Here is a 15,611-nt window from a genome sequence, read left to right as displayed (position 1 = left end):
TATGATTCTAGTAACTAAAAGCACAATTTTAAAGGTTCTATTGAAATTCCTCTTTGTACCATTTGTAAAAAATTATCTCTAGAAATATAAACTGCGCCTAGACTTTCCAAGTGATTTGTATGAACTTGGCAGTCAATCACAACAAATCCCTTTTCCTCGAGTACCTTGCTAAGAGTAATAAATGCAGCCTTAGAGGCATTATTCATGGTTGAAAACATGGATTCACCAAAAAAACATTTTCCAATACACACACCGTATAATCCACCAACTAATTTATCTTCATAAAAGGCTTCTACGGAATGAGCGAAACCAAGTTCATGTAGCTTGCAGTAAGCTTCAATCATTTCATTTGTAATCCATGTGCCTTCTTCTTTTCTCATATTAGAACAATTGGATATAACATCTCTAAAACAAGTATCAAAGGAAACTCTATAGGTGTTTTTTTTAAGTGTTTTTTTCATAGAGTGAGAAATTTTAATATCCTTTGGATAAAGAACAAATCTTGGATTAGGTGACCACCAAAGTATGGGCTCCTCTTCTGAAAACCATGGAAATATTCCATTAGAATAGGCAAGGATTAACCTCTCAGGGGATAGGTCACCTTCTAGGGCTAAAAGGCCGTCATCCTCTGCAAGAGATGGGTCAGGGAATACTATATCATTTGATAGTCTATAAATAGGCATAATACACTCCTTTCAGGACATATAGCATATTAATTGTTCTAAAAGTATAACACAATATCTATTAAAATTATGAATTTGATGTAATAATATTCAGTTTTTTTGTGGTGTATTCATTATACAAAAGGAATTAAAAAATACATTGTGGTGCATGCTAAAAAAGAGGATAATTTAGATTAATATTGAATAAGGTAAAATAGCTTCTTTAAAATAGATTTTTTAAGGCTAATTTTGATTTTGAAAGGATGTTTACATATGAAACTATCTTATAAAGAGAGAATAAATAATGTGAAACCAGTAGTTGTAGTGAGTAGATGTTTAGGATTTGAAGCTTGCAGGTATAACGGCCAGCTGGATGGTTGTAATTTAGTGGAAAAGCTAAAGGATTTTGTTGAGTTTATAACTGTATGCCCAGAGGTTCAAATAGGACTGGAAATACCAAGAGAAGCTATAAGAGTGGTTAAAGAAAATGAGGATGCACCTGTAAAACTTATGCAACATGGCGGTGAAAGAGAATTTAGTAGTGAAATGATGGGATTTGGAGAAAAGTTTCTTAAAGAGTTACCAAAAGTGGATGGATTTATACTAAAGAGTAAATCTCCTTCTTGTGGAATAAAAGAAGTGAAAATTTATAAAAGTATAGAAAAAGGTTCTACCTCTGTTAAGGGTAGTGGATTATTTGGCGGGCTTGTAATGGAAAAATTTGAAGGTTTAGCCATTGAAGATGATGGACGGGTTAAAAATTATAATATAAGGCAACATTTTTTAACAAAATTATATATTATGAAGAATTTTAGAGTGATAAAAGAAAATATGATAATAGAAGATTTAGTGGAATTCCACGGCACTAACAAACTTCTTCTTATGTCATACAATCAAAAACAATTAAAAATATTAGGTAGTATTGTAGGAAGAAATGGCGAATTAAATGTGCAACAGGTCTACGCGCAGTACGAAGAAAATCTTAGTTTGGCTCTAAATAAGCTACCAAGATATACTTCAAATATAAATGTACTAACAAAGTCTATGGGATATTTTTCAGATAAGCTAACTCATAGAGAAAAAGAATTTATTTTAGATACAATAGAACAATATAGACAAAGTAAAGTACCTTTTAGTGTACCTCTTTATGTTATAAAATCAAATGCTATACGTTTTGAAGAAAAAAACCTTATTAATCAAAGCTTTTTTGAGCCTTACCCTTTGGAATTAGATAATGTTACTGATTCTGGGAAAGGTCTAAATAAATAAAATGCATCAATTGAATAAATACCTCTTCATATGGACATAATTCCAAGTAAGGAGGGGTAATATGAAAAATAAAAAAATTTTATATGCAATGTTAACAACCCTGTTAATTGCTTTTGTTATAGCTAGTTACTCACTTGCTCAATATATTACTAATCATAATTTAGTGCTAAAATCTTCTGGTAAAATGCCATATTTAAAACTTACTGCCAAAAGTGAGGATTCAATGCAAGCTTCAGTGACTACTAATTTGCGTAAGGCTTCAGAAGATACGAAATTTGTTTTTAAAATTAAATATAAAGATAGTGAAGTAAGAAATATGGTATTAGAAAAACATTTTAATGGATCTACTCTACTAAATAGTAAAACACAAGCACAACTTGATGAGCTTTTCAAAAAACAAGGGTACACAGTTTCTAATATGAGTGACAATGAAATCGTTTTTGTTAATAATAGTGATAGGTACAGTTATAGTGCAAATAGATATTTTTTAGGTGTATATGATAACCTTGTAACAATTTATAAAACAGATGATAAATGCGATATAATAGCTCATAAAATATTTAATTCTAATGTATATGCAGAAGATGGTAAACAAAAGCAATATGATTTTGAGTCAAAGGATAGTGGAGAATTACAATATATAAAAATAGATGACCTAAAAGAAAAAGACGGACTGGCAGAAGACCTAATTCGCGGTAGAAAACATAGTAAAGAAATTGATGGTACCCAAGCTGTAGAAATTGATCAAGAATATGAAAGTGGTGAATTCAAAACTCCTGAAAAAGCTTTTGATTATGCTAGGGGTTTATTAAAATCTTAATATCTCCATGGTAAATAAAAAAATAAGCACTATAACCTTAAGAAAAATATATTTCTTAAGGTTATTTTAATTATTTATAAACTTTTCCATTGTTAATTATTGAATTAATAGCGGTTAGGTGGTAAAGTATTAGATAGTCGCTATTTTCTGAGGGAAATAATAATTGTCAATTTACATACCCTTAGAGAACGCTAGGAGGAATATTGTGTACGAATATATAAAAGGAATTTTTGTAGGTATTAATAAAGACTATATTGTAGTAGATAATAATGGTATGGGGTACAAAATATATACCTCTGGTAGTACTATGGCAAAGATGCCTAAAACTAGCGAGCATGTGTTATTATATATAAAGCAAATTGTTAGAGAAGATTTTATTGGACTATACGGATTTCTAACAAAAGATGAGATTGAGATGTTTAGCCTAGTAATTGGGGTCAATGGAGTTGGTGCAAAGGCTGGCTTATCACTACTTTCTATTTGTAGTGTACAAAGTCTAAGATATGCTATTGTATCAGGAGACGAAAAAACGCTACAAAGAGCCCCTGGCATAGGAAAAAAAATTGCCCAAAGAGTAATTCTGGAACTAAGGGAAAAAATTCACATTGAGCAGTCTGAAGTTAATAATTTAGCACAAAACTCAGGTGGCGATTTAGTCGAGGATAGAAAACTAATGGAGGTTTTAGGAGCTCTTATGTCACTTGGATATTCTGAAAAAGAAGCTGAAAAAGCATTGAAAGCTAGCGATAAGAAGCTATCACTTGAAAATATGATTAAAGATTGTTTGAAATATTTAATGAACTAAGGTGGGAGTATATTATGGATGATATAGAGGAAAGAATTATTACTTCGTCTATCATTGAAGAAGATATGGAGGCAGAATATTCACTAAGGCCACAAAGGCTTAGTGAATATATTGGTCAACCAAAGATAAAAGAAAAACTAAATATATTCATTAAAGCAGCTCAAAATAGAGAAGAAGCTCTTGATCATGTGCTTTTATATGGACCGCCTGGTCTTGGAAAGACAACCCTTGCCAATATTATTGCAAAGGAAATGAAGGGAAACTTAAAAGTAACCTCAGGTCCTGCTATTGAAAGAGCAGGGGATTTGGCATCTATTTTAACTTCACTTAGTGATTATGATGTGCTTTTTATTGATGAAATACATAGGCTTAATAGAAATGTTGAGGAAATATTATATCCTGCTATGGAGGATTATGCACTAGATATTGTAATTGGAAAGGGAGCTTCAGCTAAATCCATAAGACTTGATTTACCAAAGTTTACACTCATTGGAGCAACCACTAGAATAGGACTTCTAACAGCACCTCTTCGTGATAGATTTGGTGTGCTAAGTGCTATGGAATATTATACGCAAGATGAGTTAAAAGAAATAGTAATTAGATCTTCTGATATTTTTAATGTGGAAATTACTGATGAGGCAGCTGTTGAAATTGCAAGACGTTCAAGGGGCACTCCTAGAATTGCTAATCGTTTACTTAAGAGGGTTCGTGACTATTGTGACGTTAAAGGCAATGGAATTATTGATTTGTCTTTAGCAAAGGCGGCGTCAGAACTTCTTGAAATAGACAGTGAGGGCTTTGATAGAATAGATAATAAAATGCTGGAAGCTATAATAGATAATTTTAATGGTGGACCAGTAGGCATAGAGACACTATCTTATTTTATAGGTGAAGAAATAGGGACTCTTGAGGATGTCTATGAACCTTATTTAATTCAAAAGGGATTTATAATAAGGACTCCAAGGGGAAGAATAGCCTCTGAAAAGGCTTATGAACATTTAAATAGACTAATGAAAAAGTCAAAGGTTCATAAAAATCTTAAACAACTTACAGTATTTGATGATAAAGATGAAATTTAAATTATTTTTGCATAAAGAAAGGATGTAATTTTTTTGAAAGTAAAAGATTTTAATTTTGACTTACCAAAGGAGCTTATTGCGCAACATCCACTCCAAAAAAGAGATGAGTCAAGACTTATGGTAGTTAATAAAACTAGTAGCGAAATAGAACACAAAAAATTCAAAAATATAATAGACTATTTAAATACCGGAGATTGTTTAGTGTTAAATGACACTAGGGTTTTACCTGCAAGACTTATAGGTGTGAAAGAAGATACAGGCGGTAAAATGGAATTTCTTCTTCTAAAGAGAATTGATGTGAATCACTGGGAAACCTTGGTGAAACCTGGGAAAAAAGCAAAGATTGGAACTTGGTTTGTTTTTGGTGATGGACAGCTAAAGGCACAGATTATAAGTGTATCTGAGGGCGGTAGTAGAATAGTAAAATTTGAATTCGAAGGAATCTTTGAAGAAGTTTTAGATAAACTTGGAGAGATGCCTCTACCACCATATATAACTGAAAAATTAGAAGATAAAGAACGATATCAGACTGTGTTTTCAAAACAAATAGGGTCAGCAGCGGCGCCAACTGCAGGGCTTCATTTTACAGAGGATTTACTGTCACAAATCAAAGCAAAGGGTGTGAAAATTGCATTTGTAACACTACATATAGGGCTAGGTACTTTTAGACCTGTAAAAGCTGAAATAGTGGAAGAGCATGAAATGCATTCAGAGTACTACGTGTTAAATAAACAGACAGCGGATGTAATTAATGAGACAAAAGAAAATGGCGGAAGAGTAATTGCTGTAGGAACTACTTCTAATAGAACTTTAGAAAGTATAGCAAATGAAAATGGCAGGGTAGAAGAAAAATCAGGTTGGACAGACATATTTATATATCCAGGCTATAAATTCAAAATTGTTGATGCATTAATAACCAATTTTCATTTACCAGAATCTACACTAATAATGCTAGTTAGCGCTTTTGCAGGCCAAAATTTAGTTATGGGTGCTTATGATATGGCGGTAAAAGAAAAATATAGATTCTTCAGCTTTGGAGATGCAATGTTTTTATATTAGTGAATAATTAAGAACTAACTCTTAATTATTGTAAAGAAAGAAGGGTAAAAATGTATAAATTACTTAAGAAAAGTGGTAAAGTGAGACGTGGAGAGTTTACAACTCCACATGGTATAATTCAAACGCCTGTTTTTATGAATGTAGGAACTCAAGGGGTTATTAAGGGTGCTGTTTCCAGCATGGATTTAAAAGAAATCAACTGCCAAGTTGAATTATCTAATACCTATCATTTGCACTTAAGGCCGACCGACACGGTTGTAAGGCAAATGGGAGGACTTCATAAATTTATGAATTGGGATAGACCTATTCTTACAGATTCAGGTGGATTTCAAGTATTTTCTCTAGCAGCCATGAGAAAGATTAAAGAAGAAGGGGTTTATTTTAATTCACATATTGATGGAAAGAAAATATTTATGGGTCCAGAAGAAAGTATGCAAATACAAAGCAATTTAGGATCTACCATCGCTATGGCTTTTGATGAATGTGTACCCAACCCATCTACCAGGGAATATGTAGTTGATTCTGTAGCAAGAACTACAAGGTGGCTCGAACGATGTAAAATTGAAATGGATAGACTTAATTCCATTCCGGGCACTGTCAATAACAAACAAATGTTATTTGGAATAAATCAAGGGGGAACATACGCTGATATCAGAGTAGAACATGCTAAAACTATTACTAAAATGAATTTGGATGGTTATGCTATTGGAGGTCTTGCAGTGGGAGAGTCTCATGAAGACATGTATAGAATAATTGATGCAGTTGTTCCATACTTACCACAGGATAAACCAATATATCTTATGGGAGTAGGTTATCCAAGCAATATTTTAGAAGCGGTATCAAGAGGAGTGGACTTTTTTGATTGTGTTTTGCCTGCAAGAAATGGAAGGCATGGACATGTGTTTACAAGTGATGGTAAAATAAATATAATGAATGCTAAATTTGAACTAGATGCAGCTCCTATTGATGAAGGGTGTCAGTGTCCTGCTTGCAAGCATTATACAAGAGCCTATATAAGACACTTATTTAAGGCAAAAGAGATGCTGGCTATGAGGCTTTGTGTGCTGCATAATCTATATTTTTATAATAAACTTATGGAAGATATTAGGTCGGCTATTGATAATGATTGCTTTGAAGAATTTAAGGCCGAAAAACTAGCTCAGTGGAATGAGAACGCATAATTAGTTGCTATAATATGATTACCCTATACAAAGTAATAATAAGAAAGTTATTAATTCACAGGTGTTAATTTTTATAGGAGAATTATTTTATTATAATTTTAAAAAAATATTGAAAGGAGGGGAATATAAATGGGACAGTTCGGAGGATTAATATTTATGGCAGTAATGCTAGGGGTGTTTTATCTAGTAATATGGATGCCAGAAAACAAAAGAAAGAAAAAATACGCCGCACTTCTAAATGATTTAAAATTAAATGATGAAGTAATGTCTAAAGGCGGTATAATTGGAAAGATCGTCAATCTTCAAGAAGAATTTGTTATATTAGAAAGTGGTCCAGATAGAACTAAAATTAAATTAGCAAGAAACGGAATAGGTTCTGTTAGAAATTCAAACAGTTCTGATGTGGTACTAGAGAAAAAGTAAAGAATTAAGTAATAAAACCCCCTTTTTAATCATAATTAATATTATAGATTTCAACCAAATTTTTTTTGTTGGGATCCATAAAAAAGGGGGGGATTTACATGGAAAACAAAGTGAAATATTCTTGTGCTGCAGAAGGTGTATTTAGAGCGTCAATTTTAACATTGATTGTGTTGGTAGCTTATTCTATAATAACAAGCTATTTACCAGCTAGCATGAAGGTAACATCTGTTTTTTATATTGTAATAACATTAGTTAGTGTGCTTTATGGAGCAGTATATGCTGCGAAAAAAGCAGGAGAAAAAGGTTGGCTAATGGGTATTATGGTGGCAGCTATTTACATGGTGATTTTATACCTAGTTAAAGTTGTTGGTGGTGGAAGCACTGCTATTGGTATGAGAGAAGTAATAAGAACAGCGTTAGCTTTGGGTATAGGTACACTTGCTGGAATGCTTGGAATAAATCTATAGAAATGCTTTATTTAGCCAAGATACTATGATATAATCATATCGAAACTTTAGGAATGGAGGAATTGAAATGAAACATATAAAAACTATAAATAAAACAAGTATTAAAGAAAGTTTAAAGAAACCAGGATGCAAGGAATGTGCTAATTCATGTCAATCAGCATGCAAAACTTCTTGTACAGTAGCTAACTTAGCTTGTGAAAACTAATATTACTAATGTGGCAGTAACACTTAGAGTTACTGCTTTAAATTTGTTAGGAGGAAAATAACTTGTCACTAATTCATAAATATATACAAGACAACGAGTATTATGTAATTGATGTAAATTCTGGAGCACTACATGTAATTGATGAAATAGTTTATGATCTTTTGGATGATAATTCCCTTAGAGAAAAAGAGGAGTTATTAGAAAATTTTAAAAATAAATATACGGTAGCAGATATTGAAGAAGCCTATAGTGAAATTCTCAGCTTAATTGAGGAAGAAATGCTGTACACAAAAGATTTGTACAGGGAAATCGCTATGGGCATTGGAGAAACTGAATCATACATAAAGGCACTGTGTCTTAATGTAATACATGATTGTAATTTAAGATGTAAATACTGTTTTGCTGATGAGGGTGAATATCATGGTGCTAGAAGCGTTATGTCCGCAGAAGTGGGAATGAAAGCAATAGATTTTGTTATAGAAAAATCTGGTCCAAGAAAAAACATTGAAGTGGATTTATTTGGTGGAGAGCCACTTATGGCTTTTGATACAATAAAAGAAATAGTGGAACATGCGAAAATTCAAGAAAAACTTCATAATAAATCTATAAGATTTACTATGACAACTAACGCTACATTGCTAAATGACGAAATCATGAAATATATGGATGAAAATATGGGTAATATAGTACTTAGCATAGATGGTAGAAAATCTGTTAATGATAAGGTTAGAGTCCGGGCAGATGGAACTGGTTCATATGATAGAATACTTCCTAAGATTAAAAAAATGGTTGATATGAGAGATAAGTCAAAAGCTTATTACGCTCGTGGAACTTTCACTAGAGAGAATACTGACTTTTTTGAAGATATAAAACATATGGCAGATTTAGGGTTCAAAGAAATATCAATAGAACCGGTAGTTCTACCAAATGAACATGCGCTGTCGCTTAGAGAGGAAGATTTGCCGGTTATTTTTGAGCAATATGATAAATTATATAAAGATATGCTTCAAAGACATAAAGATGGAAATGAGTTTAAATTTTATCATTTTAATATAGATCTTAAAGGCGGCCCTTGCGTCTATAAGAGAATTTCCGGATGTGGAGCAGGACATGAATATATAGCTGTTACTCCAGATGGTGATATATACCCTTGTCATCAATTTGTTGGTAATAAAGATTTTCTAATGGGCGATATATATAATGGAATGCATAATAAAAAAATGGAGCTAGAGTTTAAAGAAGCGCACATTTACAACAAGCCTAAATGTACTGATTGCTGGGCCAAATTTTATTGTAGTGGTGGATGCCAAGCAAATAATTTCAATTTTAATGGAGATATGCACATTCCTTATGAAATTGGATGCAAGATGCAAAAGAAAAGAATAGAATGTGCTATAGCGCTAAAAGCAAAAACCATGGAAAAATAAATAAATTTACCTAATATTGACTAAATTTGTTAATCATAATATAATTGTATTTATGATTAAGCAACAGAGGGGGATAAAGATGAAAAAGAAGAAAAGCATGTTTATGTTTTTAGCCAGTGTTTTAGTTGTTGGGATATTGGCATTTGCAGGATTTAAAGGGTTTACAATAGGCGATTATAGATTTAAACCATTTACTGAAACAATAAATAAAGGATTAGATCTGCAAGGTGGAATTTCTGTCCTAGAAGAAGTTCAAGGCGGAAAGGTTGATGCAAAGACCTTAGACAGAACAATTGAACTTATTTCTTTGAGAGTCAACAAAATGGGAGTTAGTGAAACATTAGTTGCCAAAGAAGGTAATAATAGAATCAGAATTGAAATACCGGGTATATTTGATTCTAAAGCAGTTCTTGATACTGTTGCAAAGTCAGGAGAACTTAAATTTGTTGGACCTGATAAAGTTACAATTCTTACTGGTAAAGATGTAAAAACTGCTACTGCAGGCTTTGGTGAAGCAAATAAACCTATTATAAATCTTGAACTTAATGAAGCAGGAACGAAAAAATTTGCAGTAGCTACGCAGAAATTTTTAGGACAGAAAATTACTATTCTTATGGATAATGAGAAATTAACTGATCCTACAGTACAAGTAGTTATTTCAAATGGTAAGGCTGAAATTTCCGGAAGTAAGGATTTGGCAGAAGCTTCAAGACAAGCTCAAATTATTACATCAGGAGCACTGCCTGTAACACTAAAAGCTGTTTCAGTTAATACAGTCGGAGCCACTCTGGGTAAAGATGCACTACCATTAAGTATGAAGGCTGGAGCTGTTGGAATACTAATTATATTAATATTTATGATGTTATATTATAGAGCACCTGGAATTATTGCAGATATATCACTAATTTTATATGTGGTATTGGTTCTTGGCGTATTCTCAGCCATTAATGCTACTTTGACCCTTGCAGGTATAGCAGGGTTCCTGCTTACGGTTGGTATGGCAGTAGATGCTAATGTGTTAATATTCGAAAGAATAAAAGAAGAGCTTAAAACTGGAAAATCAATAAAATCTTCTGTAGATTCTGGTTTTCATAGAGCCTTGTCATCAATATTAGATTCAAACATTACAACTATAATTTCTGCTTTAGTGCTATATATTGTTGGATCAGGTGCAGTTAAAGGCTTTGCACTAACTCTTATGATTGGTATAGTTATAAGTGTATTTACAGCACTTACTAGCACTAAATTCTTATTAAAATTAGCTGTCGAAATGGGACTATTAAGTAAAACATCCCATTTTGGCGTGAAGAGGGGGTAAGCATATGCTAAAGATAGTTGAAAAAACTAAATTATGGTTTGCTATGTCTCTATTCATTATTGTAATAGGAATGGGATTCATGGTAACAAAAGGACTAAACCTAGGTATAGATTTTAAAGGTGGTACAAAACTTGATATAAAAATGAATCAGGCTTTTGTAAAAGCAGATGTAGATAAAATAATAGACAAACACGCAAAGAATCAATATTTGTCAAAAACATTAGATGAAGGCAAAAATTTGGAAATAACCGTAAAAAGTGATGCCCTTACCGCTGATCAAACAGCAACCATGGTAAAAGAAATTAAGACTCAGTTTAAATCTAGTGAATTACTTACAGAAAATACAATTGGTGCAACTGTTGGTAATGAATTAAAGACAAAAGCAGTAACTGGTTTGATTATTGCTATGCTTTGTATGCTAGGGTATATAGGGATAAGATTTGAATTTAAGTTCGGAGTTGCAGCAATAGTTGCATTAGTGCACGACATTCTAATTATGGTTGGGGTATATGCAATATTCCAAATACAAGTAAATGCAACTTTTATAGCGGCTATTTTGACTATAGTTGGTTACTCTATTAATGATACTATAGTTGTATTTGACAGAATAAGAGAAAATCAAAAGAGTATGAGAAAAGCATCTATAGATGAGGTTACTAATACAAGTATTACACAAACTATGGCAAGATCAATAAATACAGTTGCTACAACATTATTTACTATAATTGCAGTATATGTATTTGTACCATCTATACAAGAACTTAGTTTCCCATTAATAGTGGGTATATTAGTTGGATGCTATTCTTCAATCTTTATAGCAAGTCCAGTTTGGGTATTACTTAAAAAAAGAAGTAGTAAGGCAACTAGGAAAGCAAGAGCATAAGAAGCAATTGCTGGAGTTACACTTTGGCTCAAATAGTTAAAAATTAAAGACGAAGAAGTATGATGTATTAATTACTTCTTTGTCTTTTTTAATTTTGTTAAATAAGAAATTTAAATTTATTTTATTTTTTATTAACTTTGAGGAGTTTTTATAATGGATTATCTTAAAGACATGCAGATGAATAATAATGACTTTATAGATTATAATATGTATAATCCATTTTTATTAAAAGGGATGGAGGCTGCATTATTTAGAATTGTCAAAGCTATAAATGAGAGAGAAAAAATAGTCCTTTATGGATTTTATGATGTAGATAGTATTACAGCGATTTCCCTATTGATGTTAGTTCTTAAGTTTCTAAATGCTGATGTTGAGTATTTTATACCAGGTGAATGTAGTGAAAGTCGTGATTTATCTGAAAGTGATATTACTAATCATATAAAATATTTAGGCCCGGGGCTTATAATAACCTTAGGCTGTGGCATAAATTCTTTCAATGAAATAGAATTATGCAAATACATGGGTATTGATGTCATAATCACAGATTTTCATGAACCTGTTAATATGGCTCCAGACACCATTGTTGTCAATCCAAAACAGAAGGGCTGCAATTACCCTTTCAAGGGTCTATGCGCTTGCGGAGTAACCTTTAAGATAGCACAAGCAATATCATCCTACTATAAGATGAATTCTATAAACAAATATATGGATTTGGTAATGATAGGTACTATTTCTAGTAAAACAAAGCTTGAGAGTGAGAATAGGATATTTGCCCAGGAAGGCATAAAGCAATTAAAAAGCACAAATAATTATGGGTTTTGTGCATTACTAAAAACTCATAATATTTTGATTATTAATGAAGATACAGTGTCAAAATTAGCATTAACAGTAATGCCTACAATTAATGCCGTTGGAAGAATGGATAATGCTAAAATTGTTGTTGAGTTATTTATTACCTCAGATAGCAATAGAGCGCTACAGATATCAAAGTACTTAGATAAAGAATTAAAACATAGTCTCATAGGTAGGTGAGATAATACATAATCTTTGTGTTGCATAAATAGCTCATTATAATATATAATGGGCAGTATAATAAGTAGTATTGATGAAAAAAATAATCAAATGCTTAGGCGTTTGTACACTCATTCATTTTTATTTTTTTGGGGGGGGAATTATCATGGATTTAAAAAATAATATTAGAATAATAGAGGATTTTCCGAAAAAAGGTATCAGTTTTAAAGATATAACTACCTTGCTACAAGATTACAATGCCCTTAAGTATACTATAGATGGAATGGTAGCATATTTAGAAGATAAAAAAATAGACGTTATAGTAGGACCAGAGGCAAGAGGATTTTTATTTGGTGTACCAGTTGCCTATGCCCTTGGAGCAGGATTTGTACCAATTAGAAAACCTGGTAAGTTACCTTATGAAACTATAAAAATTGAGTATGATCTTGAATACGGCTCAGATAAACTTGAAATTCATAAAGATGCTATAAAGCCTGGACAAAAGGTAGCTATAGTAGACGATTTACTTGCTACAGGCGGAACAGTAGCGGCAGTAACAAAACTTATAGAGCAAATGGGCGGAGAGGTTGTTTCTTTAAACTTTGTAATTGAATTAACGGAGCTTAATGGAAAAGACAAATTACAGGGTTATGATATAATGTCTCTTGTAAAGTACGATATTTAATTCATATTTAAATTTATGTAGTAAATTATTAAATTCAAATTGCATAATTCTACATAATATTATATAATATTAGTAAAAAGTATAGGCTGGTTAATTAAACCAGCCTTTGATTTTAGGAGTGTATAAGCCATGCTGGAAAAATTGTTATATAAGATTGAAAATAATTGCAATATTATGGATAAAGAGCTCATTGTTAAGGCCTTTAATTTTTCTTATGCTGCACATAAAGAGCAAAAGAGAGAATCAGGAGAGCCTTATATTGTGCACCCATTAGAGGTAGCCTGTATTCTGGCAGAAATGGGGCTTGATACTAGTACCATTGTTGCGGGCTTGCTTCATGATGTAATTGAGGATACAGTATATACTTATGAAGATATAAGTAGGGAATTTAATATAGAAGTAGCAAATTTAGTTGAGGGTGTAACAAAACTTGGTCTCATAAAATATAAGACTAAGGAAGAGGAACAAGCTGATAATATTCGCAAGATGCTACTTGCTATGGCAAAGGATATCAGAGTTATCCTTATTAAGCTTGCAGATAGGCTTCATAATATGCGTACGCTAAAATATATGCCCGTTGCAAATCAAAAGCTAAAGGCAAAAGAAGTTTTGGATATTTATGCTCCACTTGCACACAGACTTGGAATGTCTAAAATTAAATGGGAACTTGAGGATTTATCACTTAGGTATTTAAACCCAAATGAATATTATAATTTAGTAAGAAAAATTGCAGAAAAAAGAGTTGAGCGAGAAGAAAATATCAGCAACATAATATCGGAATTGAAATTTAACTTAAATATTGTAGGAATAGAGGCTGACATTGATGGGAGGCCAAAACATTTTTACAGCATTTACAGAAAAATGGTTGCTAAAAACAAAACTATAGATCAAGTATTTGATTTGACAGCAGTTAGAATTTTAGTTAATGATATTGGAAATTGCTATGCAGCTCTAGGTATAGTGCATACAGTTTATAAACCAATTCCGGGAAGATTTAAAGATTATATTGCAATGCCAAAACCAAACATGTATCAATCATTACATTCAACAGTAATAGGACCCCACGGAAAACCTTTTGAAATTCAAATCAGAACCTATGAGATGCATAAAACCGCAGAATATGGTATAGCTGCTCATTGGAAATATAAAGAGGGCGACCAGGGCAGTGATGATGAAAATTTAGATTCTAAACTTTCCTGGTTAAAAGATATTCTTGAATGGCAAGGAGAAACCTTTGATGCAGAAGAGTTTATGGAAGGGTTTAAAATTGATTTGTTTTCAGATGAAGTTTTTGTATTTACACCAAAGGGTGAGGTTATTAATTTACCCCTTGATGCAACACCAATTGATTTTGCATACAGAATTCATACAGATATAGGTCACAGGTGCATGGGTGCAAAGGTAAACGGAAGAATGGTGCCCCTGGAATATCACCTAAAAACCGGAGAAATAGTTGAAATTGTAACTTCGCCTGTGCCTAAGGGCCCTAATATTGATTGGCTTAACATTACAAAAAGTAATCAAGCTAAAAGTAAAATTAAATCTTGGTTCAAAAAGGCTAAGAGAGATGAGAGTATTGAGAAAGGTAAAGAAGTATTAGAAAAAGAATCCAAGAGACAAGGACATAATTTTGGAGAAATTGCCAAGGGTGAAGCCATAGAAAAAATATACAAGAAATATAATTTTAAAGCTTTAGATGATTTATTTGCTTATGTTGGAGTAGGAGATATTATGCCTTCAACTGTAGTTAATAGATTGAGAGAGGTTTTTGAAAATAAAAATAAAACAGAAAATTTAACAATTGAGGACATTGAACAAAAAATAACCAAGACTGCAGCTAAAGATGAGAAAAAGAAAATGGATTTTTCGGGGCTAATAGTAAAGGGTGAGGGCAATGTACTTGTAAGATTTGCTAAGTGCTGTAATCCAGTTCCAGGAGATGAAATAATAGGTTATATAACTAAGGGACGTGGAGTTTCTGTTCATAGGCGTGATTGTAAAAATGTTGAAGCATTAATGAAAAATGAAATTAATAAAGTGGTTGAGGTAAGCTGGGGAACTTCAGAGGGAAAAGGTTATATTACTGAGATTGAAATTAAAGCAGATGATAGATATGGCTTATTGTCCGATATAATGGAGGTAATAACAGTAACAAAAACCCAGTTATACTCAATTAACGCAAAAACACTAAAAAATAATGTGGCTTTAATAAATATAAAGCTAAGGGTTTCTGATACAGAGCATTTGAAGGAATTACAAAAGAAAATCACTAAATTGTCTGGTGTAATAGAAGTATACAGAATAAAAAACTAAAGGT

General features: G+C 32.2%; 16 protein-coding genes. 15 read left to right on the top strand and 1 reads right to left on the bottom strand.

Annotation, left to right across the window (positions count from 1 at the left end; translation table 11 throughout):
* Positions 1-14: 14 nt before the first annotated feature.
* Positions 15-683, bottom strand: a complete 669-nt coding sequence (gene aat, locus ACREV6_RS20195) for a leucyl/phenylalanyl-tRNA--protein transferase (RefSeq protein ID WP_431579843.1) — start codon at positions 681-683, stop codon at positions 15-17.
* Between the two features lie 252 nt (positions 684-935).
* On the opposite strand from aat, the gene ACREV6_RS20190 reads away from it, so the two are divergent.
* From ACREV6_RS20190 to ACREV6_RS20120, 15 genes are all read left to right on the top strand, one after another.
* The gene (locus ACREV6_RS20190; RefSeq protein WP_431579842.1) at positions 936-1,931 is read left to right on the top strand and encodes a YbgA family protein; all 996 of its coding nucleotides are present in this window, start codon (positions 936-938) and stop codon (positions 1,929-1,931) included.
* Between the two features lie 61 nt (positions 1,932-1,992).
* Positions 1,993-2,751 (top strand): hypothetical protein, encoded by a 759-nt coding sequence (locus ACREV6_RS20185; RefSeq protein WP_431579841.1) that lies wholly within the window; start codon positions 1,993-1,995, stop codon positions 2,749-2,751.
* A gap of 205 nt (positions 2,752-2,956) precedes the next feature.
* On the top strand, positions 2,957-3,556 hold the full coding sequence (ruvA, locus tag ACREV6_RS20180; protein ID WP_431579840.1) for a Holliday junction branch migration protein RuvA: 600 nt from the start codon (positions 2,957-2,959) through the stop codon (positions 3,554-3,556).
* A 23-nt stretch (positions 3,557-3,579) separates the two neighbouring features.
* The gene (gene ruvB, locus ACREV6_RS20175) at positions 3,580-4,635 is read left to right on the top strand and encodes a Holliday junction branch migration DNA helicase RuvB (protein WP_431580047.1); all 1,056 of its coding nucleotides are present in this window, start codon (positions 3,580-3,582) and stop codon (positions 4,633-4,635) included.
* A 33-nt stretch (positions 4,636-4,668) separates the two neighbouring features.
* Positions 4,669-5,694, top strand: a complete 1,026-nt coding sequence (queA, locus tag ACREV6_RS20170; RefSeq protein ID WP_431579839.1) for a tRNA preQ1(34) S-adenosylmethionine ribosyltransferase-isomerase QueA — start codon at positions 4,669-4,671, stop codon at positions 5,692-5,694.
* 50 nt (positions 5,695-5,744) lie between these two features.
* Positions 5,745-6,875 carry a tRNA guanosine(34) transglycosylase Tgt gene (gene tgt / locus ACREV6_RS20165; protein WP_431579838.1) on the top strand — a complete coding sequence of 377 codons (1,131 nt, stop codon included), beginning with the start codon at positions 5,745-5,747 and terminating at the stop codon, positions 6,873-6,875.
* Positions 6,876-7,004: 129 nt separating this feature from the next.
* Complete coding sequence (yajC, locus tag ACREV6_RS20160) at positions 7,005-7,298, top strand: preprotein translocase subunit YajC (protein ID WP_431579837.1); 294 nt, start codon at positions 7,005-7,007, stop codon at positions 7,296-7,298.
* 98 nt (positions 7,299-7,396) lie between these two features.
* Entirely contained in the window at positions 7,397-7,765 is a 369-nt protein-coding gene (locus ACREV6_RS20155) for a TIGR04086 family membrane protein (protein WP_431579836.1), read from the top strand.
* A gap of 67 nt (positions 7,766-7,832) precedes the next feature.
* Positions 7,833-7,970: a six-cysteine ranthipeptide SCIFF gene (scfA, locus tag ACREV6_RS20150; protein ID WP_124999239.1), complete on the top strand. Its 138-nt coding sequence runs from the start codon at positions 7,833-7,835 to the stop codon at positions 7,968-7,970.
* Between the two features lie 62 nt (positions 7,971-8,032).
* Positions 8,033-9,397, top strand: coding sequence for a thioether cross-link-forming SCIFF peptide maturase (scfB, locus tag ACREV6_RS20145; RefSeq protein WP_431579835.1), 1,365 nt, complete (start codon positions 8,033-8,035; stop codon positions 9,395-9,397).
* A 79-nt stretch (positions 9,398-9,476) separates the two neighbouring features.
* Positions 9,477-10,715 carry a protein translocase subunit SecD gene (secD, locus tag ACREV6_RS20140; RefSeq protein WP_431579834.1) on the top strand — a complete coding sequence of 413 codons (1,239 nt, stop codon included), beginning with the start codon at positions 9,477-9,479 and terminating at the stop codon, positions 10,713-10,715.
* 4 nt (positions 10,716-10,719) lie between these two features.
* On the top strand, positions 10,720-11,598 hold the full coding sequence (gene secF, locus ACREV6_RS20135) for a protein translocase subunit SecF (protein WP_431579833.1): 879 nt from the start codon (positions 10,720-10,722) through the stop codon (positions 11,596-11,598).
* A 153-nt stretch (positions 11,599-11,751) separates the two neighbouring features.
* The gene (locus ACREV6_RS20130; RefSeq protein WP_431579832.1) at positions 11,752-12,630 is read left to right on the top strand and encodes a DHH family phosphoesterase; all 879 of its coding nucleotides are present in this window, start codon (positions 11,752-11,754) and stop codon (positions 12,628-12,630) included.
* 145 nt (positions 12,631-12,775) lie between these two features.
* On the top strand, positions 12,776-13,294 hold the full coding sequence (locus ACREV6_RS20125) for an adenine phosphoribosyltransferase (RefSeq protein ID WP_431579831.1): 519 nt from the start codon (positions 12,776-12,778) through the stop codon (positions 13,292-13,294).
* A gap of 129 nt (positions 13,295-13,423) precedes the next feature.
* Positions 13,424-15,607 carry a RelA/SpoT family protein gene (locus ACREV6_RS20120; protein ID WP_431579830.1) on the top strand — a complete coding sequence of 728 codons (2,184 nt, stop codon included), beginning with the start codon at positions 13,424-13,426 and terminating at the stop codon, positions 15,605-15,607.
* The last annotated feature ends 4 nt before the right edge of the window (positions 15,608-15,611 follow it).

Source organism: Clostridium sp., from assembly GCF_050717515.1.
Taxonomy (GTDB): domain Bacteria; phylum Bacillota; class Clostridia; order Clostridiales; family Clostridiaceae; genus Clostridium_AD.
This window is presented reverse-complemented; position numbering and strand designations above follow the sequence as displayed.